Source organism: Corallococcus sp. AS-1-12, assembly GCF_020036995.1.
Lineage (GTDB): Bacteria > Myxococcota > Myxococcia > Myxococcales > Myxococcaceae > Corallococcus.
On sequence record NZ_JAIQDD010000008.1, the window covers coordinates 10141 to 36293 of the forward strand.

19 protein-coding genes are annotated in these 26153 nt (G+C 73.8%); 8 read left to right on the top strand and 11 right to left on the bottom strand.

Features of this window, described 5'->3' with window-relative positions; translation table 11 throughout:
• The first annotated feature begins 189 nt into the window (after positions 1–189).
• The 7 genes from K8556_RS15285 to cheB (K8556_RS15315) are packed head-to-tail and all read left to right on the top strand — an operon-like array spanning position 190 to position 9848.
• Positions 190–582 carry a response regulator gene (locus tag K8556_RS15285; RefSeq protein ID WP_223740815.1) on the top strand — a complete coding sequence of 131 codons (393 nt, stop codon included), beginning with the start codon at positions 190–192 and terminating at the stop codon, positions 580–582.
• On the top strand, positions 579–2651 hold the full coding sequence (locus K8556_RS15290; RefSeq protein ID WP_223740816.1) for a chemotaxis protein CheW: 2073 nt from the start codon (positions 579–581) through the stop codon (positions 2649–2651). The genes K8556_RS15285 and K8556_RS15290 overlap by 4 nt, the downstream gene beginning before the upstream one ends.
• Positions 2648–3094, top strand: a complete 447-nt coding sequence (locus K8556_RS15295; RefSeq protein WP_223740817.1) for a chemotaxis protein CheW — start codon at positions 2648–2650, stop codon at positions 3092–3094. Before K8556_RS15290 ends, K8556_RS15295 begins: the two co-directional genes overlap by 4 nt.
• Positions 3075–5618 (top strand): methyl-accepting chemotaxis protein, encoded by a 2544-nt coding sequence (locus K8556_RS15300; RefSeq protein WP_223740818.1) that lies wholly within the window; start codon positions 3075–3077, stop codon positions 5616–5618. The genes K8556_RS15295 and K8556_RS15300 overlap by 20 nt, the downstream gene beginning before the upstream one ends.
• A 5-nt stretch (positions 5619–5623) precedes the next feature.
• Complete coding sequence (locus K8556_RS15305; RefSeq protein ID WP_223741078.1) at positions 5624–7984, top strand: HEAT repeat domain-containing protein; 2361 nt, start codon at positions 5624–5626, stop codon at positions 7982–7984.
• 14 nt (positions 7985–7998) lie between these two features.
• Entirely contained in the window at positions 7999–8820 is an 822-nt protein-coding gene (locus K8556_RS15310) for a protein-glutamate O-methyltransferase CheR (RefSeq protein WP_223740819.1), read from the top strand.
• Positions 8817–9848 (top strand): chemotaxis-specific protein-glutamate methyltransferase CheB, encoded by a 1032-nt coding sequence (cheB, locus tag K8556_RS15315; RefSeq protein WP_223740820.1) that lies wholly within the window; start codon positions 8817–8819, stop codon positions 9846–9848. The genes K8556_RS15310 and cheB (K8556_RS15315) overlap by 4 nt, the downstream gene beginning before the upstream one ends.
• A 23-nt stretch (positions 9849–9871) precedes the next feature.
• Here the strand turns inward: cheB (K8556_RS15315) and K8556_RS15320 are convergent, their stop codons facing one another.
• The 4 genes from K8556_RS15320 to K8556_RS15335 form a co-directional block, all read right to left on the bottom strand.
• Positions 9872–11389 carry an ATP-binding protein gene (locus tag K8556_RS15320; protein WP_223740821.1) on the bottom strand — a complete coding sequence of 506 codons (1518 nt, stop codon included), beginning with the start codon at positions 11387–11389 and terminating at the stop codon, positions 9872–9874.
• A gap of 404 nt (positions 11390–11793) precedes the next feature.
• Positions 11794–13200 (bottom strand): sigma-54 dependent transcriptional regulator, encoded by a 1407-nt coding sequence (locus K8556_RS15325; protein ID WP_223740822.1) that lies wholly within the window; start codon positions 13198–13200, stop codon positions 11794–11796.
• Entirely contained in the window at positions 13182–14660 is a 1479-nt protein-coding gene (locus tag K8556_RS15330; protein ID WP_223740823.1) for a HAMP domain-containing sensor histidine kinase, read from the bottom strand. Before K8556_RS15330 ends, K8556_RS15325 begins: the two co-directional genes overlap by 19 nt.
• Positions 14661–14760: 100 nt before the next feature.
• Positions 14761–14955 carry a hypothetical protein gene (locus K8556_RS15335; RefSeq protein WP_223740824.1) on the bottom strand — a complete coding sequence of 65 codons (195 nt, stop codon included), beginning with the start codon at positions 14953–14955 and terminating at the stop codon, positions 14761–14763.
• Positions 14956–15201: 246 nt separating this feature from the next.
• On the opposite strand from K8556_RS15335, the gene K8556_RS15340 reads away from it, so the two are divergent.
• Positions 15202–15624: a response regulator gene (locus K8556_RS15340; protein ID WP_223740825.1), complete on the top strand. Its 423-nt coding sequence runs from the start codon at positions 15202–15204 to the stop codon at positions 15622–15624.
• Between the two features lie 6 nt (positions 15625–15630).
• Here K8556_RS15340 and K8556_RS15345 read toward each other — a convergent pair whose 3' ends face one another.
• The 7 genes from K8556_RS15345 to K8556_RS15375 all read right to left on the bottom strand — a co-directional run bounded on the left by K8556_RS15345 (position 15631) and on the right by K8556_RS15375 (position 26146).
• A complete protein-coding gene (locus K8556_RS15345) occupies positions 15631–16935 on the bottom strand; it encodes a dicarboxylate/amino acid:cation symporter (protein ID WP_223740826.1) in 1305 nt (434 codons plus the stop codon).
• A gap of 17 nt (positions 16936–16952) precedes the next feature.
• A complete protein-coding gene (locus K8556_RS15350) occupies positions 16953–18734 on the bottom strand; it encodes a monovalent cation:proton antiporter-2 (CPA2) family protein (RefSeq protein WP_223740827.1) in 1782 nt (593 codons plus the stop codon).
• A 96-nt stretch (positions 18735–18830) separates the two neighbouring features.
• The gene (locus K8556_RS15355) at positions 18831–20558 is read right to left on the bottom strand and encodes an ATP-binding protein (RefSeq protein ID WP_223740828.1); all 1728 of its coding nucleotides are present in this window, start codon (positions 20556–20558) and stop codon (positions 18831–18833) included.
• Between the two features lie 112 nt (positions 20559–20670).
• The gene (cheB, locus tag K8556_RS15360; RefSeq protein ID WP_223740829.1) at positions 20671–21738 is read right to left on the bottom strand and encodes a chemotaxis-specific protein-glutamate methyltransferase CheB; all 1068 of its coding nucleotides are present in this window, start codon (positions 21736–21738) and stop codon (positions 20671–20673) included.
• Complete coding sequence (locus K8556_RS15365) at positions 21735–23888, bottom strand: response regulator (RefSeq protein ID WP_223740830.1); 2154 nt, start codon at positions 23886–23888, stop codon at positions 21735–21737. The genes cheB (K8556_RS15360) and K8556_RS15365 overlap by 4 nt, the downstream gene beginning before the upstream one ends.
• A 3-nt stretch (positions 23889–23891) precedes the next feature.
• A complete protein-coding gene (locus K8556_RS15370; protein WP_223740831.1) occupies positions 23892–25535 on the bottom strand; it encodes a methyl-accepting chemotaxis protein in 1644 nt (547 codons plus the stop codon).
• Positions 25532–26146 carry a chemotaxis protein CheW gene (locus K8556_RS15375; RefSeq protein ID WP_223740832.1) on the bottom strand — a complete coding sequence of 205 codons (615 nt, stop codon included), beginning with the start codon at positions 26144–26146 and terminating at the stop codon, positions 25532–25534. The genes K8556_RS15370 and K8556_RS15375 overlap by 4 nt, the downstream gene beginning before the upstream one ends.
• Positions 26147–26153 lie beyond the last annotated feature (7 nt).

Here is a 26153-nt window from a genome sequence, read left to right on the forward strand (position 1 = left end):
TTCCTGGAGCGGAAAAACAGCGGCGCGCAGGGTGCCGGATGTGCGGGCGGCCGTGGCGCTTCGTCGTCCGCCGTGGCACATCGTTCAAAGCGGGCGTGGACCAGCCAACGTTCAACGCGCGCCGGATGACTCATTTCTTTCAGCGGATCGGAATCGATCTAGCTTGGCCGGCCGTTGCCAGAGGACGCCATGCCCGAGGTACTCGTCGTCGATGACAGCAAGGTGATGCGCGACATGGTGGTCGCCTGCCTGCGGCCCTATCCGGACAGCCGCTTCACCCAGGCGTCCAGCGGACTGGAGGCCATCGAGCAGTTGTCGCTCAAACCGTATGACCTGCTCGTCCTGGACCTCAACATGCCGGACATCGGCGGCATTGAGGTGGTGGAGTTCGTGCGCGGGCAGGACCACCTGCGCGACCTGCCCATCATCATCGTCACCACGCGCGGCGACGAGGCCTCCCGCGAGCGCGCGTTGCAGGCCGGCGCGGACCGCTTCATGACCAAGCCCTTCACGCCGGACTCCATCCAGGGCACCGCCCGGGCGCTCCTGGAGAAGAACCCGGCCGAGGCGCCGCGCGGGTGACGGGGAACGGGGAGTTCGCGGAGTTCCTCCCCGCCTACCTGGCGGAGGCGGATGAGTTGCTCGCCTCCGCGCAGAAGGACCTGCTCGCGGTGGAGGAGGCCGTGCGCAAGGGGCAGGCGCAGCCCCGCGCGGTGCGCGAGCTGTTCCGCGCGCTGCACACGCTCAAGGGCCTGTCCGCCATGGTGGACGTGGAGCCCGTCGTCTCCCTGGCGCACTGGATGGAGGCGTCGCTGCGGCTGGCGGATCAGGCCGGCGGCCGGCTGCCGGAGTCCAGCGTGGAGCCGCTGGTGGAGGGCCTGCGCGCCATCGAGCTGCGCGTGCGGCAGTTGGGCGCCGGGAAGCTGGCGTCGCCCGCGCCCGCGAACCTGCTGGAGCGGCTGGAGGCGCTGGGGCCGCAGGTGCGGGACGCGGCCCCCAGGCGCGCGCGGCCCGTGACGCTGGACGCGGAGGCCGCGTTCGCCTCCCGCCTGGCCCCGTCCGAGCGCGAGCAACTGGAGGGCGGGCTCGCCGGGGGCCAGCGCGCGCTGCGGCTGGACTTCGTGCCGTCGTCGGAGCGCGCCGCGAAGGGGCTCAACATCAACACCGTGCGCGAGCGCGTGGCGAAGCTCGCGGACATCGTGAAGGTGCTGCCCCTGTCCGGCGCCGCCGCGGGGGGCGCGTCGCTGGCGTTCGCGCTGCTGCTCCTCACCCGCGCGGAGGACGCGGTGCTGCTGGACGCCGTGGGCGGCGCGCCCGCCACGGTGCGCTCGCTGGAGGCGCCCGCGCCCGCGGAGGCCCCGCCCGCGGACCTGGGGCCGGACGGCGCCGCGGGCCTGCCCGGCGCCGCCGTGCTCGACGAGGAGCTGGACGAGCCGGAGGTGCGCCGGGGCGGTGGCCTCTTGCGCGTGGAGGTGTCCCGGCTGGACGAGGCCATGGAGTGGCTGGCGGCGCTCGTGGTGAACCGCTCCCGGCTGACGCGCGCGGCGGCGGCGCTCACCCAGGCGGGCGCGCCCACGCGGGAGCTCACCGCCATCCTCCAGGAGAACGGCCGGCAGTTGCGCGATCTGCGCTCGGCCATCCTGCGGCTGCGCATGGTGCGCGTGGGCGACGTGCTGGAGCGGCTGCCCCTGCTGGTGCGGGGGCTTCGCCGCGCCACGGGCAAGGCGGTGCGGCTGGAGCTGGACGTGGGCGACGCGGAGCTGGACAAGGCGGTGGCGGACCGGCTCCTGCCCGCGCTGGTGCACCTGGTGCGCAACGCCGTGGACCACGCGCTGGAGTCCCCCGAGGAGCGCCAGGCCGCGAACAAGCCCGCCGAGGGGCGGGTGCGCCTCACCTGCCACGCGCGCGCCAGCGGCCAACTGGAGCTCACCCTGCGCGACGACGGGCGCGGCGTGGACGCGAAGGCGGTGGCGAAGGCGGCGAGCGCGCCCGTGCCGGACTCCCCGGACGCGCTCCTGGACCTGCTGTGCCGGCCCGGCCTGTCCACGCGCCAGGAGGCCACGCGCACCAGCGGGCGGGGCATGGGCATGGACATCGTGCGCCGCATCGTCGTGGAGCAACTGGGCGGCGAGCTGCGCATGGACACGCGCAAGGGCGTGGGCACCACCTTCACCGTCTGCGTCCCCCTCACGGTGACGCTGATGGACGCCATCGTCTTCGAGTGCGCGGGCCGCCGGTACGCGGTCGCGGTGGGCACCGTGGAGGAGCTCATCGACGTCGCGGGCGTGGTGCGCCCCGCGGGCGCGGACGGCGTGGGGCTGGTGGAGCGCCGGGGCGCGGCGGTGCCGCTGGTGTCGCTGGCGCGGCTCCTGGACGCGCCCGTGGACGCCCGCGCCGCGGGCCAGGACGCCAAGGCGCTCATCGTGCGCCAGCGCGGGGAGCCGGTGGCGTTCGCGGTGGACCGGCTCGTGGGGCAGCAGGAGATCGTCCTGCGGCCGCTGGAGGATCCGCTCGTGCGCGTGCCCGGCGTGGCGGGCGCCACGGACCTGGGGGACGGCCAGCCCACCCTGGTGCTGGACCTGGGCGCGCTGGGCGCGGCGCGCGCGGGCCGCCGCAAGCGTGCGAGCAGGGCCGGGGAGCGGGTGTCATGAACGTGCTGCACGTGCTGTTCAAGGTGGACGGGACGGAATACGCGATGCCCGCGGCGGACGTGGTGCAGATGGAGTCCTTCACCGGCGCGACGCCGGTGCCCGGGGCGCCCACCCACGTGGCCGGCCTGGTGCAGGTGCGCGGCCGGGTCATCCCGGTGGTGGACGCGCGCGTGCGCTTCGGGCTGCCGGCGGGGACGCAGTCCCTGGATTCACGGGTGGTGGTGGGTCAGTTGGGCGAGCGCACCGTGGGGCTGCTCGTGGACAGCGCCCGCGAGGTGTTGAAGCTGGACCCCCGCACCATCCAGCCGCCCCCGCCCATGGTGGTGGAGGGCGCGAAGGGGTTCGTGAAGGCCGTGGCGCAGGTGGGCCCGCGGCTGGTGATGCTCATCGATTTCCCCCGCGTGGTGGGGGAGGAGGCGGCGGATGTCGACGGACAACGGTAACAGCGTGCGGAAGCTGGAGGACGCTCGCGCGCTGGCCGAGCGCGCCTCGCTCCAGGTGGCGGAGGGCGTGGGGCTGGTGAAGTCCACCGAGCAACTGGCGGCGCGGCTCGCGTCCGCGGGCAACGACCAGGCGGCGGCGGGCGAGCAGGTGCGGATCGCCATCGAGTCCGTGGCGACGCAGGTGGAGCAGACGAGCGTCGCGGTGCAGGCGCTGGTGCGCAGCCAGGCCTCCGTGGGCGACGCGGCGAAGGGCGTGCAGGTGGAGGCGGAGACCACCGCGGCCACGATGCAGGAGGTGACGGCGTCGGTGTCCAGCGTGCGCAAGGACGCGGGCGCGCTCGCCTCCACCGCGGACGTGACGGCCTCCACGCTGGAGGAGGTGGCGCGCTCGGTGAAGGGCGTGAGCGCCAACGCGGAGGACCTGGCCGCCTCCAGCGAGGAGCTGCTGGCGAGCATGCAGGAGATGACCGCCACGGTGGAGGACCTGGTGTCGCGCAACCAGACCAGCGCCGCCACCACGGAGCAGGTCGCCGCCACCATCGAGGAGATGTCCAAGGGCATCACCCGGCTGTCCGCGGACGCGCAGGGCGTGGGCGAGCGCATGGGCCAGGTGTCCGGCGCCGTGGTGTCCCTGGGCAGGACGCTCCAGGACGTGGTGCGCGACGCGGGCGCCATGGCCTCCAGCGTGGAGGAGACGGCCTCCACCACGGAGCAGGTGGCCCGCAGCGTGCGCGGCGTCGCGGAGCACACGCGCACCCTGGAGGCGAGCGCGGTCACCACCGCGTCCACCGTGCAGGAGGTGGCCGCCAGCGTGGAGGAGGTGGCCGCCACCGCGGAGAAGAACGCCGCCGTGGTGGACGCCAACGCGGCCACCATCGAGCAGCTCTCGCGCTCCGCCCAGGCGGTGGCCCGCGCGGCGGAGAGCATCAACGGCCTGGCCTCCACCAGCGCCAGCGCGTCCTCGCAACTGGAGTCCTCCACGCGCCGCGCGGCGCAGTTGACGGAGGAGGCGCGGCTGGCCGCGGAGCGCGTGGGCGCGAGCGCGCGCGAGGGCGGCGCCACCGTGGCGCGCTCCATCGCGGGCTTCGGCCGCATCCGCCAGTCCATCGTGGAGTCGTCCGGGGTGATGAAGGAGATGGGCCGGCGCGCCGAGGAGATTGGCGACATCGTGCAGACCATCAACCTCATCGCGGACCGCACGAACCTCCTGTCGCTCAACGCCAGCATCGAGGCGGCGCGCGCGGGCGAGCACGGCCGCGGCTTCGCGGTGGTGGCGGAGGAGATCCGCGCCCTGGCGGACCGCGCGGCGGCGGCCAGCAGCGACGTGGCGAAGATTGTCCGGGGGCTCCAGACGACGGCGCGCGAGGCGGCGGTGGCCACCGGCGAGGGCGTGCGCGCGGCGGACGAGGGCGCGGCGCTGGCGGGAGACGCGGAGCGCGCGCTGGGCACCATCCTCAAGGGCGTGGACGAGGTGGGCACGAACGTGCGCGAGGCGTCGCGCGCGTCCGCGGAGCAGGTGCAGGCGGTGCAGGCGCTGGTGCAGGCCACGGCGAAGGTGAGCGAGCAGGGGCGGGTCATCGCCGCGTCCGCGGTGGAGCAGGCGCAGGCCGCGCAGGCGCTGACCCAGGGCGGCACGGAGATGCGGCGCATGGCGCGGCAGACCACCCAGGCCACCCAGGACCAGGCCAAGGCGCTGCGCGACGCGGTGCGCTCCAACAACCAGTTGACGGACGTGGCGGAGAAGGTGTCGCGCGCCATGCAGGAGCAGGCCCAGGCCGCCACGGACCTGGCCCGCGGCACCGCGCAGATGCGCCAGTTGGTGCAGGGCGTGAGCACCGCGGTGATGGCCCAGGGCCAGCAGGTGGGGGCGCTGGGGGTCACGGCGCAGGAGGTGGCGTCCTCCACGCAGCGCACGCTCACCGGCATCGCGGAGCAGGCCAAGGCCGCGCAGGAGGTGACGAAGGCGATGGAGGCCACGCGCAAGGAGGTGGCCCAGTCCACGCGCGCCATGTCGGAGCAGGCCCGCGCGCTCAAGCAGGGGGAGCTCGCCAGCCGCCAGGTGGCCACCCTGGCCAAGGAGGTCACGCGCGCCACGGACGAGCAGGCCCAGGCGCTCACCAGCCTGGTGCGCGGCGCGGAGGAGGTGCGCCGGGTGGCGAAGTCCACCGCGCGCGCGCTGGATGAGCAGACGGACGCCCTGTCCATGCTCACCGCGTCCGCCGCGAAGCAGGCCACGGGCGTGGCGGCGGTGGCGAGGGCCGCCGTGGATCAGGCCACGGTGAGCGAACAGCTTGGCCGGTCCGTGGAGGACATGCGCGTGCGCGCGAAGGAGATCGCCGGCACCACGGCGGAGCAGGCGCGCGCCATGGCCGTCACCGCCAGGGAGGTGAAGGAGGTGGCGGGCCGGCTGGGGCAGTTGTCGCGGCTGCACGGAGAGCAGGTGGAGGGCTTGAGCCACCTGAGCGGCCTGTTGGGCGCCACGGAGCCGGGGTCGCCCCGGAACACACGGGAGCAGGCCACGTGAGCAGCATGACCGCGAAGCAGCACCCGTTGTCCCTGTCCGCGGAGGACCGCGCCCGGGTGGAGGAGGTGGACCAGTTGGCGCGCCGGGGCCCGGCGAGCCTGCCGGTGCTGGTGGACGGGCTGGACGCGCCGTCGTGGGCGGTGCGCCGCGCCGTGGTGTCCGCGCTGGCGCGCCTGGGCTCCGCCGCGGTGGAGCCCCTGTGCCAGGTGCTGCGCCACCGCCGGGACAACGAGGCGCGCATCGCCGCGGCGGTGGACGCGCTGGTGGCCGCCACGGGGGACGTGGAGGGCCCGGTGGAGCTCCTGGGGGACGACCCCAACCCGGCCATCGTCTGCGACGCCGCCCAGGTGCTGGGGCGCCGCCGCAGCCGGAGGTCCGTGCCGCTCCTGTCGCGGCTCATCGTCCACCCGGACGACAACGTGGCGGTGGCCGCCATCGAGGCGCTGGGCCGCGTGGGCGGCGGCGCGGCGGTGGACGCGCTCCTGTCCTCGCTGGGCAGCGGCAACTTCTTCCGCATCTTCCCCGCCATCGACGTGCTGGGCCGCTCGGGCGACCCCACCGTCGTGCCGGCGCTGATGGCGCTCTTGTCCGACCCCTTCTACGTCCTGGAGGCGGCGCGCGCGCTGGGCCGCACCGGCCAGGAGGCCGCGGTGCCCGCGCTGGTGGGGCTGCTCCAGCGCGGCAACGACGCGGTGGTGCGCGTGGCGGCGGTGGCGCTGGTGGAAATCCATGACGCGCAGGTGCAGCGCTTCGGCGGCGCGCGCACGGTGCCGTCGGTGCTGCGCTCCAGCTCGGCGGAGCCGCACCCCACCGGGCGGCGGCTGGCCCAGGTCATCGCGGGCGCGGACGCGGGGGAGAAGACCGCCCTGGCGCGCCTGCTGGGCTGGGTGGGCGGCGCGGACGCGGCCACGGGGCTCCTGAAGCTCCTGGACTCGCAGGACCTGGGCGTGTCGCGCGCGGCCGCGGCGGCCCTGGGCGAGCTGGGCGCGGAGGCGGACCTCCAGATATTGCAGGCGCTGCGCGAGGGGGACAGCTCGCGCCGGCGGGTGCTGCTGCCCCTGGTGGGCAAGCGCTCCGCGGCGGTGCCGGACGTGCTGTTGTGCCTGGAGGACCGGGACGCGACGGTGCGCGCGCTGGCGGCGGAGACGCTGTCGCGCATTGGCGACACGTCCGCGGTGCCGGCCCTGTTCGCGCGGCTGTCGGATGACGACCCGCGCGTGTCGCAGGCGGTGGTGGGCGCCATCCAGTCGCTGGGCAGCGAGACGACGGAGGCGCTGGCGCTGGAGGCCGCGCGCTCCACGGACACGCGCCAGCGGCGGGCGGCGCTGCGCATCGTGGCGTACTTCGGCTACCCGCGCGGCCTGGACGCGCTGCTCCTGGCCATGCGGGACCCGGACGAGCGGCTGCGCGACGCGGCCATCTACGGCCTGCCCTTCATCGACGACCCTCGCGCGGTGGACGCGCTGCTGGCCGCCGCCAGCCACGAGTCGGAGCGCACGCGCGCCACCGCCATGCGCGCGCTGGGCCAGACGGACAAGCAGGCGCGCATCACCTCCACGCTGCTGGGCGGCCTGAACGACCGCGACCCGTGGGTGCGCTACTACGCGTGCCAGTCGCTGGGGAAGCTCAACGAGGAGGCCGCCGCGGACGCCATCGTCGCGCTGGCCAACGACGACGCGGGCCAGGTGCGCGTGGCGGTGGTGGACGCGCTGGCGCACATGCACACGGAGAGCGCCATGGCGGCCCTGCGCCGGGCGGCCGCCTCCGCGGACGCGGACGTGCGCCGCGCGGCCCTGCTGGGGCTGGGCGTGGCCCGGCGGCCGGACGCGCTGCCGGTGCTGCTGGAGGCGGTGCACTCGGAGGACCCCGCCACGCGGCTGGTCGCCCTGTCCGCCGTGGCGGAGTACGACGCGCCGGAGACGCTGCCCGCGCTCCTGCGCGCCGCCGGGGACCGGGATGACAGCGTGCGCAGCGCGGCGGTGGGCTTCCTCGCCACGCGCACGGGCCCGCACGCCACGCAGCAGCTCGTGTCGCTGCTGGGCGACGTGATGCTGCGCGAGCAGGTGGTGTCCGCGCTGGCGCTGCCGGTGGAGGGCCGGCTGCCCGGGCTGATGGCGGCGCTGGAGGCGGCGGACGACGCGACGGCGCCCCTGCTGGTGGCGGCGCTGGCGCGCATGCGCCGGGCGGACGCGCGGGCGGCGCTGATGCAGTCGCTCGTCGGCGCGAGCTCCGCGGGCCGCAGGGCCGCCGCGCCCGCCGTGGCGGCGCTGGGCACGGTGGAGGCGCGCGAGGCGCTGGACAAGGCGGCCCACCGCGACGAGGACCCGGAAGTGCGCCGCGCCTGCCTGCTGGCCCTGGGGCGCTAGGACAGCCACGGCCCATGAGCACGCTGCCGCTGTCCCCGCAGGTCCTGGCCATCCTCTCCATGCTCATCGAGCAGCGCTCCGGCCTGCACTACGGGGCGGAGGACCGGGACCTGCTGGCGGAGAAGCTGTCCACCCGGGCGCTGGACGCCGGGTTCGACTCGCTGCTCGACTACTACTACTTCCTCCGCTACGACCCGAAGGGGCCCCAGACGCTGGACTCGCTGGTGGAGGCGCTGCTCGTCCACGAGACGTACTTCTTCCGCGAGCCGCAGGCGCTGGAGGTGCTGGTGGACGAGCTGCTGGTGCCGGAGGTCCGCGCCGGCAGGAGGCCCCGCGTATGGTGCGCGGCGTGCTCCACCGGCGAGGAGCCCCTCACGCTGGCCATGCTCCTGGACGCGCGCGGCATCCTGGGGGACGTGTCCCTCCTGGCCACGGACCTCTCCTCCCGGGCGCTGGAGCGCGCGAAGGCGGGGGAGCACAACCTGCGCTGCCTGCGCGCGCTACCCCCGGGCGTGATGGGGCGCTGGCTGGACATGGTGGACGGCCGCCCCCGCGTGCGGCCGGACCTGATGGCCAAGGTGGAGTGGCGGCAGCTCAACCTGGTGGACACGGAGGCCTACCCGGAGCCGGGGAGCTGCGACGCCGTCCTGTGCCGCAACGTGCTCATCTACTTCCAGGACGACACCGCGCGCCGCGTGGTGGACGGCCTCACCCGGACGCTGCGGCCCGGCGGGCACCTGGTGGTGGGCACCTCCGAATCCCTGATGCGCTTCGGCACGGCGCTGTGTTGCGAGGAGCGCCGCGGCGCGTTCTTCTATCGCAAGGCGGACCCGTGACGTTGCGCGTGCTGGTGGTGGACGACTCGGCGTTCGCGCGCAAGGTGCTGCGCAAGGTGCTGTCGGAGGCGCCGGGGCTGGAGGTGGTGGGCACCGCGCGCGACGGCCTGGACGCGCTGGAGCGGGTGGCGGAGCTCAAGCCGGACGTCATCACCCTGGACCTGGTGATGCCGTCGCTGGACGGGACGGGCTTCCTGCGCGCCCTGGCCGGCATGCCGGACGCGCCGCGCGTGGTGGTGGTGAGCAGCGCGGGCACGGACAGCGAGCTGGCGGTGGCCGCGCTCCAGGCGGGCGCGGTGGACCTGGTGCACAAGCCCACGGCGCTCGCCACGGACCGGCTCTACGAATTGGGCGCGGAGCTGGTGGAGAAGGTGCGCACCGCGGGCAGCGCGGTGCCCCGTTATCAGCAGGAGCTGGCGAACGCCGCCGCCGCCCCGCCCTCCAGGCCCCTGCCCCCGGCGTCGTCGAAGCTGCTGGCGGTGGGCACGTCCACGGGCGGGCCGCAGGCGCTGACGCGGCTGTTGTCCGCGCTGCCCCGGGACTTCCCGGCGCCGGTGGTGCTCGCGCTGCACATCCCCGCCGGCTACACGGAGGCCGTGGCGAAGCGGCTGGACTCGCAGAGCGCGCTGGAGGTGGTGGAGGCGAGTGACGGCATGGAGCTGGTGCCGGGCCGCGCGGTGCTGGCACGCGCGGGCCACCACCTGAAGGTGGCGCGGCACGGGGCGCTCAACCTGGTGCGCCTGGACCGCCACCCGCTGGGCACCCCGCACCACCCCTCCGTGGACGTGCTCTTCCAGAGCGTGGCGGAGGTGTGGGGCAGGGACGCGCTGGGCCTGGTGCTCACCGGCATGGGCGAGGACGGGCTCCAGGGCTCGCGGGCCCTGCGCGCCGCGGGCGGCGTGGTGCTCACGGAGGCGGAGTCCTCCTGCGTGGTGTACGGCATGCCGCGCGCGGTGGCGGAGGCCGGCCTGTCCAACGGCAGCGCGCCGCTGGACGCGCTGGTGCCCCTGCTCTCGCGCTTCGTCTGACGGGCCTTGGGGGCCGCCCGGCCTCAGTCGCGGTGCGAGGGCGGCGCGGGCGGCTCGGGCGGCGGGCCCTTCCGGGGCGGCGCGCGGCGCGGCAGCGTGACGGTGAAGGTGGTGCCGTCGCCCTCGGTGGACGTCACGTCGATGGTGCCGCCGTGGGCGTGCACGATTTCGCGCACGATGTAGAGCCCCAGGCCGTAGCTCATCTTCAGCGTGCGCGTCTGCTGCGGGCCCTGGCGGAAGGGCTCGAAGAGGTGGGGCAGGGTGGCCTCCGGGATGGGGCGGCCCTGGTTGTGGACCGTCACCACCACCTTGTTGCGCAGCCCGCGCGTGGCCAGGCGCACGGGCGCGTCCACCGGGCTGTACTTGAGGGCGTTCTCCACCAGGTTGGACACCACCTGCGCCAGGCGGTCCGGGTCCCAGTGCCCCTGCGTGTTGCCCTTGTGCTCCACGACGATGTCGCGCTGCGGGAAGGCCACGCGGAACTCGTGCGCCACCTTGGCCAGCAGCTCCTGCGTGTCCGTGCCGCGCGGCTCAATCACCACGCCGCCCACCAGCCGGGCGCGGGTGAAGTCCAGCAGCAGGCGCGTCAGCCGTTCAATCCGCACCGCCGCGGTGGCGATGCGCTGGCTGGTGCGCGCCGTCTCCTCCGCGGGCCCGCCGGCCGCGAGCACGCGCGACCAGTTCATGATGGCGCCGAGCGGGCTGCGGATGTCGTGGCTGATGATGCCCATCAGGTGTTCCTGGAACTCGGCGTGCCGGCGCACCTCGTCCTCCGCCCACTTGCGCTGGGTGATGTCGCGGCTGATGCCGAACAGGCCGAACACGTTGCCTTCCGGGTCGCGCAGCGGGCCCTTGGTGGACATCCACACGCGCAGGTCCCCGCCGGGGTCGCGCTGCGAGTCCTCGTAGGTGAGGGGGTGGCCCGCCTTGAGCACGTCCCGGTCGTGCTTCATGTTGGCGCGGGCCTCGTCGGGCGGGAACAGCTCCGCGTCGGTGCGCCCGCGCACCTCGGACACGCTGCGGCCCACGGCGCGCGCGCCCGCGGAGTTGATGACCTGGTACCTGCCCTCCAGGTCCTTGATGTAGATGGCGTCGGTGGTGCCCTCCATCACCGCCTGGAAGAGCTGTCCCACGCGCTGCAGCTCGTGGCGGGCCTGGAACTCGTGGGTGATGTCGCGGCAGTGCACCAGCAGGCCGCCGTCCATGGGGCGGGCGCTCACCTCGAAGCACAGGCCGCCCTCGTGCCAGCGGTGCTCGTAGGGCGCGGCGGAGGGCTGCTCGGTGGCGGGCGCGTCCAGGCGCAGGCACGCGCCCAGCCCCAGCACGTCCGCCACCTTCTTGCGCAGGTCATCCCCCGGCTGGACGCGGGACCCCAGGAGCTCGCGCATGCGCCGGCTCAGCCAGGTGATGTGCCAGCCCGCGTCCACCCCGAGGAAGGCCTCCGGCAGCGCCTCCAGCAGCGCGAGCGGACCCGGGCCAGAGGCCTCCGTCGAGGACGGGGCGGAAGGACGGGAGCGCGGGCGGGCGGGAGCTTGGGCCATCGGTGGGTCGTCGGGGTGCGGGGAGCGGGTTCCTTCAGGTGGGAAACACAGCGGTGCCGCGGAGCGTGCCCGGCTTCAATGCCGGAAGACGGGGCCAGGGCGGCGAAGGGCGTCCTGGCCACCCGTTTACGCGAATCAGGGAGTCGTGGATTTCCGAGGGTAGGGAGGAACCTCTTGGAGGAAACGGGTGCGTGACATTCCTGTCGCCTGCTTCGCGCGCGAGGTCCACCACGCGACAGAAGCCACGGCTCTGGACAGGAACGGAGCGCATCCTGGCGAACCATACCCCGCGCGGGGCCAGGCGGGGGCCCCGCCCCGAGGGGTGACAGAGGCCTTGCGCCCCTGGCGGAGGGTTGCGGCCGGGGCGGATGGAGCGGGGCGCTCGGGTCCCGGGTGACCCCGGCTCAGGGCTTCCTGGCCTCGCGAGCCTCCCTTGCTTCCTTGGCCTCCCGGGCCTCGGCGTCGCCGCGCTCCAGCTTGCGGTAGAGCGTCTTGCGGTCCACGCCCAGGATGCGCGCGGCGAGCGTGCGGCTGCCGCCCACGGCCTCCAGCACGCGGTGGATGTAGCGGCGCTCCAGCTCCTCCAGCGTCACCAGCTCCGACGGGTCCGTGTTCTCCGGCACCACGCGCGGCGTGCTGTAGTTGCGGATGCGCTCCGGCAGGTCATCCACCGTGAGCTGCTCGAAGGACGTGAGCGCCACGGCGCGCTCGATGCAGTTCTGCAGCTCGCGCACGTTGCCCGGCCACCCGTAGGACAGCAGGCGCTGCGCCGCGGCGGGGGACAGGCCCACCACCTTCTTGCCCGTGCGGGACGCGAACTGCTCCACGAAGCGCTGCGACAAGAGCAGCACGTCGTTGCCCCGCGCGCGCAGCGGGGGCAACTCCAGGCCAATGACGTTGAGCCGGTAGTAGAGGTCCTCGCGGAAGCGGCTCTCCTCCACCGCCAGCTCCAGGTCGCGGTTGGTCGCCGCGACGATGCGCGCGTCGAAGGGCGTCTCCGTGTCGCCGCCCACCGGGCGCACCACGCGCTCCTGGAGCGCGCGCAGCAGCTTCGGCTGGAGCGTCATGGGCAGCTCGCCCACTTCATCCAGGAACAGCGTGCCGCCGTTCGCCTTCACGAACAGGCCCGTGCGGGACGCCTTCGCGTCGGTGAAGGCGCCCTTCGCGTGGCCGAACAGCTCGCTCTCCAGGAGCTGCTCCGGCATGGCCGCGCAGTTGATGGCCACGAAGGGCCCCTCCTTGCGCCGGCCCCGGGCGTGGAGGGCGCGCGCGGCCACCTCCTTGCCCGTGCCGCTCTCGCCGGTAATCAGGACCGTGGCGTCCACGTCCGCCACCCGGTCGATGAGCGCGTACGCCTGCTTGAGCGCGGGGCTCTCCCCCACGAGCGCGCCGTCGTCCTGGCGCTGGTCCAGGGCCTGGCGCAGCCGGCGCACCTCCGCGCGCAGGGCGCGGTGCTGCACGGCGCGCTCCAGCACCAGCACCAGGGCGTCCAGGTCGATGGGCTTGGTGATGAAGTCGTAGGCCCCCGCGCGGATGGCGGCCACCGCCGTCTCCAGGCTGCCGAAGGCGGTGACGACGACGACGGGGATGTCCGGCCGGTTGAGCACGATTCGCTCGCACAGCGCCAGGCCGTCCATGCCCGGCATGCGCAGGTCGGTCAGCACCGTGTCGAAGTCCTCGGCGGCCAGCTTCTGGAGCGCCTCGTCCGCGGCGGCCACGGCCACGGGCTGGAAGCCCCGGCGCTGGAGGCCCTTCTCCACCATGGCGCGCATCTCGCGCTCGTCTTCGACAATCAGGATGCGGCCTGGCATGCGTGCGTCCCCGGCGGCAGGTAGATGGAGAAACAACTCCCACGGCCCGGCTCGCTTTTCACGTCAATCCAGCCGCCGTGGTCCCGCACCATCCCATAGGAGACGGACAGTCCGAGCCCCGTTCCCTCGCCCACGTCCTTGGTGGTGAAGAAGGGCTCGAAGACGTGGGGCAGCACGTCCGCGGGGATGCCCGTCCCCTCGTCCTCCACGTCCAGCCGCACCCAGTCCTGCTCCGGGCCGCCCACGTCCGCGGGCGGCGTGGCGCGCAGCACCTGCGAGCGCACCCGCAGGGTGCCCGGCCGGTTCATCGCGTGGAGGCCGTTCATCACCAGGTTGGTGAGCACCTGCTGGAACTGCCCCGCGTCCACCTCCACGGTGAAGCCCTGGGGCACCTCCTGGGACAGCGTCACGCCCCGCTTGGTGGCCATGGGCTTGAGCAGCGACAGCGTGCGCTCCGCCAGGAGGGACAGGTCCTCCGGCGCGCGGGACGGCGTGCGGCGCCGGGCGAAGTCCAAAAGCTGCCGGATGATGCCGGTCATGTGCTGCGCCTGCTGGAAGATGATGCGGGCGCACTCGTTCACCTCGTCGCCCTCCGCCTCGCCGGAGGAGACCATCTTCGCGCGGCCCATGACGACGTTGAGCGGCGTGCCCAGCTCGTGCGCCACGCCGGACGCGAGCTTGCCCACCGTGGTGAGCCGGTCCGCGTGCCGCAGGTGCTCCACCGTGCGCAGGCGCGCCGCCGTCTCCGACGCCAGCCGCGCGCGCGTCTCCTCCAACTGCTCACCCATCCGGTTCATGGCCACCGCCAGCGTCGTCAGTTCATCGCCCTGCTCGCGCCGCAAGGGGACGCGCGCGGTGAGGTCGCCCTCGCCAATCCGCCCGGCCAGGTGCACGAGCTGCTCCACGGGCTGGCCCACCAGCTTGCGGCCCATGGCCATGGCGGCCAGCAGGAAGAACAGGGACAGCGCCGCCGTGGCGATGAAGGTGCCCACCACGGTGGTGCGCACGTGCATCTCCTGCTCGGACATGGACTCGGTGATTTCAATGGCGCCCATGCGCCGGCCCAGGAACACCGGCGTGTACGAGCGCAGCACGCCCGGGCGGGTGGTGTTGTCCATCAGCCAGCCGTCGTTGCCCGCGCGCAGGCTGAGCAGCAGGGCGGGGGGCAGCGCCGGAGCGAAGCCGGAGCCCGGGCCCCCGTCCAGCCACACCCAGCGCAGCCGCACCTGCTCCTGGAAGCGGTTGGCCTGGTTGAGGAGCGTGAGCGCCTCGGCCTCGCCCGCCAACTGCCACGCCTTGCCAATGGAGCCGGCCAGCGTGTGGCCCAGCAGGCGGTGGTCGTGCTGCGTGTCGATTTCCGACCGGGCGAGCTCCCGGTTGACCTGGAACGCCTGGAGCCCGGCCATCACCGCGACGGCGAGCAGCACCAGGGCCAGGGTGAATTTGCGAGCGAGCTTCACGGAAGAGGCAACCCCCGGTTCGTGCGTGAGGGGGAAGGAACACACGGACCGGGGAGGTACGCTACGGGTACCGCGGGTGCTGCGTCACGACAGGGTGTGGCTAGTTGCTGCCCGAGCCCTCGGCCGGCGCGGCGGGGGCCTTCTGGGGGGCGCCCTGCTTCGCCTTCTTCGCCTTGGTGCCGGCCTTCGCCTGGGCGGTGGGCGCGCTCTTGGCGGCCTTGGGGGCGGCGGCGAACGCGCCCATGGAGGCGAGGGACAGGGACAGACCGAGGACCAGGGCGGAAGTGCGCTTCATGGAGAGACTCCGTGTCATGCCCGCGAGTGTGAAGTGGGGTATGGGGTGCGGGCTGACGGGGGCTAGAGCATTGGCCATGCCAACACGCGCCCCAGAGCGGGGTGCCGCCAACGCGGGGCATGATGGCCATGCATGCCTGGGGCACATTGCCCCGGCGGGGGCAGGATGCCCCGGAGGCCCCCGCGACCTGACGGCGCCACGTCCCCTGAGGGCACGTGGCATGCGCCATGCTCCTTTCGCAATCCAATGACGAACGCACCTCCCCAAGAAGAAGCGGCGCACGCCGCGCGCATCCTGGTGGCCGAGGACGACGACGCGATGCGCGCGATGCTCGTGCGCACGCTCAAGCGCGCGGGCTACACGGTGGTGGAGGTGGAGGACGGCTTCGAATTGGGGGACTACGTGGCGATGATGCAGGGGCACGGCGGCACGCTCGCCCCGCCGGACCTCATCGTCAGCGACGTGCGCATGCCGGGGCGCACCGGCCTGGAGGCGCTGGGGCGCTTGCGCGCGCAGGGCATCGCGTGCCCCGTGCTGCTGCTCAGCGCCTTCGCGGATGAAGAGACGCACGCGGAGGCCCTGCGGCTGGGCGCCCGGCGGCTGCTGGACAAGCCGGTGGACCTGGACGTGCTCAAGGCCGCGGTGCGCGAAGCGGTGGCGCGGCCCTGAAGCGGCTCAGGCCGGCGTCCCCGCGTCGGCCGGCGGGGCCTCGGGGGCGGGAGCGCCGTTGAGCTCGGCGCGCAGCCGCTCGCGGTCCAGCTCGTTCTCCCAGCGGGACACGACGATGCTGGCCACGCCGTTGCCAATGAAGTTGGTGATGGCGCGCGCCTCGCTCATGAACCGGTCGATGCCCAGGATGAGCGCCAGCCCCGCCACCGGCACGGACGGCACCACCGCCAGCGTGGCGGCCAGGGTGATGAAGCCCGCGCCCGTCACGCCGGAGGCGCCCTTGGACGTGAGCATCGCCACGCCCAGCAGCGTCGCCGTCTGCGCGAGCGTCAGGTCCACGTTGAGCGCCTGGGCCACGAACAGCGCCGCCATGGTGAGGTAGATGTTGGTGCCGTCCAGGTTGAAGGAGTAGCCGCTGGGCACCACCAGCCCCACCACGGACTTGGAGCAGCCCAGCCGCTCCAGCTTCTGCATCAGCGGCACCAGCGCGGACTCGGACGACGACGTGCCCAGCACCAGGAACAGCTCCGCGCGGATGTAGCGCAGGAACTTGAGGATGGAGAAGCCCGTCATCCGCGCCACCAGCCCCAGCACGCCCACGATGAACAGCGCGCACGCCAGGTAGAAGCACCCCATGAGGCGCAGGAGCGGGCCCAGGCTGGTGATGCCGTAGGCGCCCAGGGTGAAGGCCATGGACGCGCCCGCGCCAATGGGCGCCAGCTTCATCACCGTGCCAATCATGTGGAAGAAGGCCTTGGAGAGCGCCTCGAAGAGGACGACCACGGGCCTGGCCTGCGCGCCAATGGCCGTGAGCGAGAAGCCGAACAGCAGCGCCAGCAGCAGCACCTGGAGCAGGTCGCCCTCGCCGGTGAAGGCGTCCACGAAGGTGCGCGGGATGATGTGCAGCAGGAAGCCCGCGGTGGACTGGTCATGCGCCTGCTGGGCGAAGCGGGCCACGGCGCTCGCGTCCAGCGTGCGCGGGTCCACGTTGAAGCCGGCGCCGGGCTTGAGCACCGTCACCACCAGCGCGCCGATGATGAGCGCGAACGTGGAGATGACCTCGAAGTAGAGCAGCGCCTTGCCGCCCACCCGGCCCACCTTCTTCATGTCCGCCACGTTGGCCACGCCCAGCACCACGGTCAGGAAGATGACCGGGGAGATGAGCATCTTCACCAGCGCGATGAACCCGTCGCCCAGCGGCTTGAGCTTCACCGCCGTGGACGGCGCGAAGTGGCCCAGCAGGCCCCCCGCGAGGATGGCGGCCAGCACCCACAGGTAGAGGCGGGAGGACTTGGAGCCGTTGGCGCTCATGGTCGTGTGCTCCCCCCTCAGGCCGACTCCTGCTCGGCTTCGTCCTTCTCGAACAACTGCTCCAGCTCCCGGCGCGCGCGGACGATGACCTCCATCATCTTCTTCTCGTCCTTGAAGACCTTGGCGCTCTCCAGCATCAGGGCCTCGTCGTGCTCGCGGAAGCGCTCCACGGAGCGGCGGGCCTCCGCGAAGGTGAGGCCCAGCTCCTGGAGCACGTCGCCCGCCATGGCGAGGCTGGCGTCGAACGTCTCGCGGATGAGGTGGGTGACGCCCAGGTCCATCAGCCGGTACGCGTGCTCGCGGTTGCGCGCCCGCGCGTAGATGGTCAGGTGCGGGAAGTGCTCCTTCACCATCTGCGCGGTGCGCAGGGACGCGGCCATGTCGTCGATGGCCAGCACGAACACCTTCGCCTTCTCCGCGCGGGCGGCGCGCAACAGGTCCAGCCGGGACGCGTCCCCGTAGAACACCTGGTTGCCGAAGCGCTGGATGAAGTCGATGTGCTCCGCGCTCGCGTCGATGGCGGTGAACCCGATGCGGCGGGCGCGCAGCAGGCGGGCCACCACCTGCCCCACGCGCCCCATGCCCGCGATGATGACCGGGTGGTCCTCCTCCGGGGCCACGTCGTACTCGCGCTGCGGGCCCTTGGGCTTCAGGCGCGGCGCCACCCAGCGCTCGTGGATGGCGGACAGGAACGGCGTCACCACCATGGACAGGCCCACCACCAGCACCAGCAGGTCCGCCTGCTCGCGGTCCATCACGTGGAAGGACACCGCCAGGGAGAAGAGGACGAAGGCGAACTCACCGCCCTGGGAAATCACCACCGCCAGGCTCGCCGCGGAGCCCGGCTTCTTCAGCCCCACGCGGCCCAGGCCATACAGCACCAGCGCCTTGAGGAGCGTGAGGCCCAGCACCAGCGCCAGCACGCGCAGGGGCTCGCGCGCCAGCAGCGACAGGTTCACGGACATGCCCACGGCGATGAAGAACAGGCCCAGCAAGAGGCCCTTGAAGGGCTCGATGTCCGCCTCCAGCTCGTGGCGGTACTCGGACTCCGACAGCAGCACGCCCGCGAGGAACGCGCCCAGCGCCATGGACAGGCCCACCGCGCTGACCAGGGACGCGGTGCCCACCACCACGAGCAGCGCCGTGGCGGTGAACAGCTCCTGGCTGTGCACGGACGCCACCGCGCGGAACACCGGCCGCAAGAGGTAGCGGCCCGCCACCACCACCCCCAGCACCGCGCCCACGGCCTTCAGGGCCATCAGCCACCCGGCCTCCGTGGCCGGCGTGTCGGACGTGCCCAACAGCGGCAGCGCGGCCAGCAGGGGAATCACGGCCAGGTCCTGGAACAGGAGGATGCCGAAGGCCAACTGCCCGTGCTCGGTGGTGAGCTGGTTCTTCTCTCCGAGCAACTGGAGCGCGAACGCGGTGGAGGACAGGGACAGGCCGAAGCCCGCGATGATGGCCGCGCCCCAGGACAGCCCCAGCGCCTTCGACACGCCCGCGAGCAGCAGGCCCGTCAGCACCACCTGCGCGCCGCCCATGCCGAACACGGAGCGGCGCAGGTTCCACAAGCGGGACGGTTGCAGCTCCAGCCCGATGACGAACAGCAGGAGCACCACGCCCAGCTCCGCGATGTGGAGGACGTTCTCCACGTCGGAGATGAGGCCCGCGCCATACGGCCCGATGGCCGCGCCCGCCGCCAGGTAGCCCAGCACGGAGCCCAGCCCCAGCTTCTTGAAGAGGGGCACGGCGACGACCGCGGCGGCCAGGTACACCAGCGCCTGATGCAGGAAGGACATAAGGCGCCTGCATGGCACGCTGAAGGCCACCTCGGCAACAGGCGTGGGATGCGGCCCGGGCCTGCCCGGGCGCCCTCGGACGCGGGCCGCGCGGCGTCAGTGCTCGTAGGGGTCGCGCGGACGCGACATGCCGCCGGCCTGCTGGGGAACGGCGACGGGCACGCCCACGTGGGCCACGGGCAGGGTGAAGGTGAAGACGCTGCCGGTGCCCAGGATGCTCTCCGCGCGGATGGAGCCGCCGTGCGCCTCCACCAGGCCCTTGGCGATGGCGAGCCCCAGGCCGGTGCCCCGGGCGGCCGCGTCGCGCGCCTGCCAGTAGCGGTCGAAGATGTGCGGCAGCGCGTCCGGCGCGATGCCATTGCCCGTGTCGCGCACGTCGAAGGACACCTCGCCGCCGCGCATGACCGCCTTCACCGCCAGCGTGCCGCCCGGCGGGGTGAACTTCACGGCGTTGCCCAGGAGGTTGCCCATCACCTGGAGCACGCGGCTGCGGTCGCACTTCACGCGCAGGCCCTCCGTGGGCAGGTCCGCCTCCAGGTGCAGCCCCTTGGCCTCCGCCAGCGGCCGGATGGCCTCCAGCGCCTCGGTGGCCAGCGCCACGGCGGTGTGCTCGCCCAGCTCCAGCGGCAGGTGGCCCGCCTCCAGGCGGCCCCAGTCCAGCAGGTCGGAGATGAGCCGCGACATGCGCTCCGCCGCGTCGTTGATGCGCGTGGCCTGCTTGGCCACCGCCTCGCCGCCCGGCTTGCCCGCCGTGCCGCGCAGGAGCAGCGCCGCGCCCAACTGCACCACGCCCAGCGGGTTCTTCAGGTCGTGCGACACCACCGCGAGCAGGTCCTCGCGCGCGCGGGCCGCCCGGCGGGACTCACCCACCAGCCGCGCGTTGTCGATGGCCAGGCTGGCGCGCAGGCACAGGTCCTCCGCCAGCGCCAGGTCGTCCGGGCCGTAGCGGCGGCCGGAGCCGGAGCTCACGAACGTCACCGCGCCCAGCGTGTGGCCGCGCGCGCGCAGCGGGATGATCATGTACGAGCGGGCCTGCAGCGCCTGGAGCATCGCCGGGTGCGCGGGCTCCGCCGCCGCCGCGCGCAGCAGCGACTCCGTCACCGCCGGCACCAGCTCCGGCTCGCCCGTGCGCAGCACGCGCAGCAGGCCCACGGGCGCGTCCTCGCGGACCTCCATGCGCATGGGCAGGCCCCGGGCGCGCTCCTGCTGCGTCGGGTCCAGGCACGCCACCGCCGCGCGGCCCACCCACGAGCCCTGCTCCAGCGCGTCCACCAGGCACCAGTCCGCCAGGTCCGGCACCGCCAGGTGCGCGAGCAGCGTGTACATGCCCTGCGGATCCGGCGGGTGCGTGAACAGCGTCGTCATCGCCTGGTACAGGAAGGAGCGGCGGCGCTCGGCGGTCTCCACCTCCGCTCTCGCGGCCTGCTCCAGCTCCAGCGCGCGTGAGTAGACGGCCTCGGCCTCCGTGAGCGCCCGCGCCGTCACCAGCACCGCCGGGGACGCCTCCGCGTCCGTGCCCAGCGGCGTGAGCACCAGCGCGTGCCGGTGCAGGCCCTGCGCTCCCGGCCAGGGCGCCTCCACGGTGGTGGACTCGCGCAGCGTCACCACGCGCACGCGCGCGGTCTCCAGCGCGGCCAGCGCCTCCTGCGGCAGCCCCAGCTCGCTCCAGTGCCGTCCCGGAACCGCGCCCGCCTCCAGGCCGAGCGCGCGGGCGCCCGCCGCGCTGCACGACACCAGCCGGCCTGTTCCATCCAGCAGGTAGGCGGGGTCGGGGATGGCGGCGAACACCGCTTCGTAGGCCAGGCCGGTCGTGGGAGCGCTCATCGGGAGGAGGGGGGCGTGGGGAGACCCCGATTGGACCCGATATTGACACTCCGTGCCAGGGCCGCCATTCCGGCCACGAACTCCGACGAATCAATTTCACTCAACCAACACTTCAGCCCAGCCGCCCCCCGGGCTGGAGCAGCGCCAGCAGCCTGCGGGCGATCTGCCCGAGCGGCAGGACCTCGTGCGCCAGGTTGGCGCCCACGACCACGGCGGGCATGCCGTAGACGACGGACGTCGCCTCGTCCTGGGCAATGACCCGCCCGCCCGCCTGGTGCAGGTCCCGGATGCCGTCCAGGCCGTCCTGGCCCATGCCGGTGAGCACCACCGCCAGGGCCGTCTGCCCGTAGGCGCGGGCCACGGAGCGGAAGAGCCAGTTGGCGGACGGCCGGAAGCCCTGGATGGGCGCGGCGCCGGACACCTGCGCGCGCTGGTCCATGGTGACGCCCAGGTGCTTGTCGTCCGGGGCCAGGTACACGGTCCCGGCGGTGAGGGGCTCGCCGTCCTCGGCCACCTTCACGCGCAGCTTCGTGGCCGTGCCCAGCCACGTGGCCAGGCCGGAGCCGAAGCCCAGCGCGATGTGCTGCACCAGCAGGATGGGGGGCGGGGGCGCGTCCCTGCCGCCCAGGTCGGAGAGGATGCGGTGGAGCGCGGCGGGGCCTCCGGTGGACGCGGCCATCGCCAGCACGGCGGGCGGGCGGGCGCCGGGCGTGGGCGTGGACTCCTGCGGGGGCTGCGGCGTGGCGGCGCGGTCCGGCCAGCGGCGCACCACCTTCACCTGGGCCATGGCCTTGAGCGTGTCGCGCAGGCGGCGGCTGTCCGCCTCGAAGTCCGGCGACTCCGGGCCCACCGGCTTCTGGAGCACCGCCAGCGCCCCGGCCCTCAGCGCGGCCATGGACGTCTGGATGTCACGCTCCACCAGCGTGGACACCACCACCACCGGCGTGGGCACCTCCGTCATGATGCGGCGGGTGGCGTCCAGGCCGTCCATGCGCGGCATCTGGATGTCCATCGTCACCAGCGCGGGCTGCAGCCGCTGGCACAGCTCCACCGCCTCCAGGCCGTCCCGGGCCTCGCCCACCACGGTGAGCGCCGGGTCGGTGCGGAGGATCTCCACCAGCAGCCGTCGGGCGGTGGGCGAGTCCTCGGCCACCAGGATGCGCAACGGTTCGGTCTTCATAGCAGTCGCCTCAGGGTCTCCAGCAGACTCGTGGGGTCAAACGCGCTCTTCACGATGTAAGCGCTCGCGCCGGCTTGCAGGCCGCGCGCCTTGTCCTCGGGCTTCTCACGCGACGTGACGAGCACCACCGGCACCCGCCCGAAGCGTGGAGAGGTGCGCACGGCCTCCGTCACCTGGAAGCCGTCCATGCGCGGCATCTCCACGTCCATCACCATGGCGTCCGCGCCGCCCGCCTGGAGCCGCTCCCACGCCTCCGCGCCGTCCGCGCACGCGACGACCTCGTAGCCGGCGCCCTCCAGGATGCTCTGCTCCAGCATGCGCGTCGTGGGCGAGTCGTCCGCCAGCACCACGCGCCGGCGCGCCACCTGCTCCTTGGGCGTGGGGAAGAACTGCGCGGAGGGGCGTCCCCCCGCGGCCCGCACCAGCGACGCGGGGTTGAGCAGCAGCGCCATGCGCCCATCCGGGAGCACCGCCGCGGCGGCCACGTGCCGGGCGCGCTTCACGCGGCTGCCCAGCGAGCGCACCAGCACCTCCTGCTCCGCGATGACCTCGTCCACCACCAGCGCCGCCTGCGCGGTGCCCGCGGACAGCACCACCGCGGGGGGCCGCGCCCTGGGCGGCCCGGGGGGCAGCTCCAGCACGCCCGCGAGCGACGCCAGCGGCACCAGCGCCTCCGGCGTCACCCAGGACATGCGGCCCTCCACCTCGCGCACGTCGGAGGGGGACAGGCGCAGGAGCCGGTCCACGCCCTCGCTGGCGAGCGCCAGCACCTGCCCGCCCACGGACACCAGCAGCACGCGCAGGGTGCTCAGGGTGAGGGGCACGTCCAGCGTGAAGCGGGTGCCCTGGCCCGCCTTGAAGGCCACCTCCACGCTGCCGCGCAGGGCCTCCACCTGGGCGCGCACCACGTCCAGGCCCACGCCCCGGCCGGACACCGCCGTCACCTTCGCCGCGGTGGACAGGCCCGGCAGGAACACCAGCCGCGCCGCGTCCTCGTCGTCCTCGGGCGCCTCCAGGCCCCGGGCCCGCGCGCGCTCGCGCAGGGACTCCAGGTCCAGGCCGCGCCCGTCGTCCTCCACGGCCACCTCCACCCGGCTGCCGCGGAGCCGCGCGGACAGCACCACGCGCCCCTCCTCCGGCTTGCCGTGGCGCACGCGCTCCTCCGGCGCCTCCAGGCCGTGCGCCACCGCGTTGCGCACCAGGTGCAGCAGCGGCTCGCGCAGGGACTGGAGCAGGGAGCGGTCCAGCTCCAGCCCGCCGCCGTGCACCTCCATGCGCACGCGCCGGCCCAGGCCGTGCGCCACGTCGCGCGCGGCGCGCTCCAGGCCGGTGCAGCCCTCCTCGAAGGGGAGCATGCGCGCGCGGCGCACCTCATCATCCAGGCCGGTGGAGGACTGGAACAGCGCGCGGCGGTCCTGCGCCAGCACGCGCGCCACCCGCGCCAGCTCCAGCTCCACGCGGCGCAGCGTCGCCTCGGACTGCGTGCCGCGCACCCGCTCGCGCAGCCCCGTCACGTCGTCGCGCAGCGCCTCCAGGGACTCGGCGTGGCCCTCCAGGCGCAGCATCGCCACGCGCAGTTCACCGCTGCGGCCCAGGAGCGCGTCCAGCTTCTGCCCGGACACGCGCACCGGCAGCGTCTCGCCGCTGGCCTGCGAGGGGAGGGCGGGCTCCGGCTCGGCCTCCGAGGGCTTCTCCGGGGAGGCGGGGGCGGCGGGCTCCGGCTTCGGGGCGGGCGCCGGCGGGGGCCGGGAGGGCGTGCCGTGCGCGGCCTGCTCCAACTGGGGCAGCAGCGTCTCCAGCGGCGAGCCGGCCAGCTCCTGGCGCGAGGCCAGGCGGCGGCCCGCGTCGTCCAGCGCGTCCACGGTGGCGAAGCACAGCTCGAAGAGGTCCGGCGAGGGGGCGCGCCCGTGGATGAGCGGCTCCAGCACCTCCTCCATGCGGTGGCAGGCGTTCTCCACCATGCTGGCGCTGGCCGCGCGCGACGCGCCCTTCACGCTGTGCAGCGTCCGCAAGATGCCGGGGATGAGCTCCTTCGCGCGCGCCGGGGCCTGCTCCAGCGCGAGCAGGTCGCGGTTGAGGGACACCACGTGCCCCTCCAGCTCCTCCAGGAACGAGTCCAGCAGCGCCTGCGCCAGCCTGTCGCGATCCATGGGTTAGCGCCCGAACTCCCCGAGCAGCCCCTTGAGCTTCTGGCCCATGGCGTTGATGTCCTGCATCGCGCGCTCCGTCTGCCGCGACGAGATGAGCCCCTGCTGCGTGGCCTGGTTCACGTCGTGCATCGCCTGGCGGATCTGCCCGATGCCGGTGGCCTGCTGGTTGGCGGACGCGGCGATTTGAGCGGCCGTGAGCGACGCCTGGGTGAGCAGGTCCGCCAACTGCTGGATGGTGGCGCCCGCCTCCGTGACGACGCGCGTGGCGGCGGACACGCTCTTGGTGCCCTCCTCCGTGGTCATCACCGCGCCGTGGGTGGCCTTCTGGATCTGCCCCAGGATCTGGCGCACCTGCGCGGTGGCCTTCTTGGACTGGTCCGCCAGGGCCTTCACCTCGGAGGCGACCACGGCGAAGCCGCGGCCGTGCTCGCCCGCGCGGCTCGCCTCGATGGAGGCGTTGAGCGCGAGCATGTGCGTCTGCTCGGAGATGTCGTTGACGGTGGTGATGATGTCGCCAATGGCCTGGGCCTGCTCGGCCAGGGCGAGGATGCGCGACGCGATGGACTCCACCTGGTCGCGCACGGCGCCCATGGAGGACACGGCCTCCTCCACGGCGCGGCGGCCGGAGCGGCCCACCTCCTCGGAGTGACGGGCGGACTCGCTCACCGCGCGGGCGCGGCCGGCGGCCTCCTCCGACGTCTTGGTGATCTCCTCGATGGTACTCACCGTCTCCGTGACGGCGGTGCCCTGCTCCTGGGCGCCGGCCACCTGCTCGGTGGTGCTGGCGAGGATCTCGGAGGACGCGCCGGCCAGTTGGTTGACGAACTCCGCCACGGTCTTGAGGGTGTGCTCGCGCTGCTCGGCCTGCTTGGCCAACTGGATCTCCGCCTGCTGGCGGCGCTCCGCCATGCCATTGAAGGCGCCGGCCAGGTCGGCCATCTCGTCCTTGCCGCGCACGTCGATGCGGTGGGTGAGGTCGCCCTTGCCCAGTTGCTCCGCGCCGAAGGTGAGCTTGCGCAGGGGGTCGGTGATGCCGCGGGTGATGACGAAGCTGCCCACGCCCACGATGGCCAGGCCCAGCAGGGTGCCCAGCGCCAGCACCCAGACGCTGCGCTGCGCGGCCTGGGTGGCGGCGTCGGAGTACTGCTTCCAGCGCTCCTCCTCCGTGTCGCGCATCTCGAAGATGATCTCCCGGATGCTCTCCATCTCCTTCTGGCCGCGGTTGGTCTTCACGATGGCCTGGGCCGCCTCGAAGCCCTGCTCGCGGCGGACGCGGATGGTGTCCGCCAGCTCGTCCAGCTTGTTCAGGACCAGGGGCTCCAGCTTCGCGAAGCGCGCGCGCTGATCCGGGTAGCGGGCCATCGCCGGGCGCAGGGCGTCCAGGTCCGTGCGCAGCTCGGCCAGGGCGTTCTGGTACGGGCGCAGGTAGGTGTCATCCCCGGTGAGGATGAAGCCGCGCTGGCCGGTCTCCGCGTCCACGACGAGCGCGCGCACCTCGCGCAGCAGCTTGTAGTTGTTGTGGGCCTCCAGCAGGCCCTCGGTGGTGGTGGTGAGCTGCTGGGCGCCCTGGAAGGCCACGCCGGCGATGATCAGCAGCACCAGCAGGGACAGCCCGAAGCCCAGCGCGATGCGATTCCCGATGCTCATGCGACTCCTTCTTCGGAAAGCTCGAACACGAGACGCTCGTCGGCGAGGAGGGCCTCTCCCTCCAGGACGAGCGTGCCGTCGGGGCTGACGCCGGACACCAGCGCGCCCGCTTCCTCTTCCAGGGAGGGGGGCGCGGGCAACAGCTCCGTGCCCGTCAGCACCGCCACCTCCACCACCTCATCCGTGCGCAGGCCCAGCTCCGCGCGGGCCGTGCCCACCACCAGCACGGGGCCGGTGCCCTGCGCGGCGGGCCGGCCGAACAGCGGGGCCAGCTCCACCACGGGCAGCACCTCGCCGCGCAGCAGCGTCAGGCCGCGCAACAGCGGCGGCGCGCCCGGCAGCAGGGTGAGCTCCGGCGCGCGCAGGACCTCCAGGATGAAGCGCGACTCCAGGGCATACACCTGGCCCGCGGCCCGGAAGCGCACCATCTCCCGCTGGCTGCCGGGCAGCACGGGGAGCTCCGGCGGGCGGGCCAGGGAGAGGGCGCGCGCGTCGAGCGCGGCGAGGGCCGCCGCGTCGGTGAAGGCGTCGCGCGCCTCGGTGGCGCGCTCCAGCGCCTCCAGCCGGGCCCGGGCCTTGTCCCAGTCGATGTTTCCCTCGCGCTTCGGCATCCGCTCG

Bases quoted from the DNA above. Each gene is read 5' to 3' on its own strand.
- K8556_RS15355 (WP_223740828.1), bottom strand. From the start codon at position 20,558: ATGAGCGCTCCCACGACCGGCCTGGCCTACGAAGCGGTGTTCGCCGCC.
- K8556_RS15300 (WP_223740818.1), top strand. From the start codon at position 3,075: ATGTCGACGGACAACGGTAACAGCGTGCGGAAGCTGGAGGACGCTCGC.
- K8556_RS15335 (WP_223740824.1), bottom strand. From the start codon at position 14,955: ATGAAGCGCACTTCCGCCCTGGTCCTCGGTCTGTCCCTGTCCCTCGCC.
- K8556_RS15375 (WP_223740832.1), bottom strand. From the start codon at position 26,146: ATGCCGAAGCGCGAGGGAAACATCGACTGGGACAAGGCCCGGGCCCGG.
- K8556_RS15350 (WP_223740827.1), bottom strand. From the start codon at position 18,734: ATGTCCTTCCTGCATCAGGCGCTGGTGTACCTGGCCGCCGCGGTCGTC.
- K8556_RS15320 (WP_223740821.1), bottom strand. From the start codon at position 11,389: ATGGCCCAAGCTCCCGCCCGCCCGCGCTCCCGTCCTTCCGCCCCGTCC.
- K8556_RS15305 (WP_223741078.1), top strand. From the start codon at position 5,624: ATGACCGCGAAGCAGCACCCGTTGTCCCTGTCCGCGGAGGACCGCGCC.
- K8556_RS15310 (WP_223740819.1), top strand. From the start codon at position 7,999: ATGAGCACGCTGCCGCTGTCCCCGCAGGTCCTGGCCATCCTCTCCATG.
- K8556_RS15345 (WP_223740826.1), bottom strand. From the start codon at position 16,935: ATGAGCGCCAACGGCTCCAAGTCCTCCCGCCTCTACCTGTGGGTGCTG.
- K8556_RS15295 (WP_223740817.1), top strand. From the start codon at position 2,648: ATGAACGTGCTGCACGTGCTGTTCAAGGTGGACGGGACGGAATACGCG.
- K8556_RS15370 (WP_223740831.1), bottom strand. From the start codon at position 25,535: ATGAGCATCGGGAATCGCATCGCGCTGGGCTTCGGGCTGTCCCTGCTG.
- cheB (WP_223740829.1), bottom strand. From the start codon at position 21,738: ATGAAGACCGAACCGTTGCGCATCCTGGTGGCCGAGGACTCGCCCACC.
- K8556_RS15340 (WP_223740825.1), top strand. From the start codon at position 15,202: ATGACGAACGCACCTCCCCAAGAAGAAGCGGCGCACGCCGCGCGCATC.
- K8556_RS15325 (WP_223740822.1), bottom strand. From the start codon at position 13,200: ATGCCAGGCCGCATCCTGATTGTCGAAGACGAGCGCGAGATGCGCGCC.
- K8556_RS15365 (WP_223740830.1), bottom strand. From the start codon at position 23,888: ATGGATCGCGACAGGCTGGCGCAGGCGCTGCTGGACTCGTTCCTGGAG.
- K8556_RS15285 (WP_223740815.1), top strand. From the start codon at position 190: ATGCCCGAGGTACTCGTCGTCGATGACAGCAAGGTGATGCGCGACATG.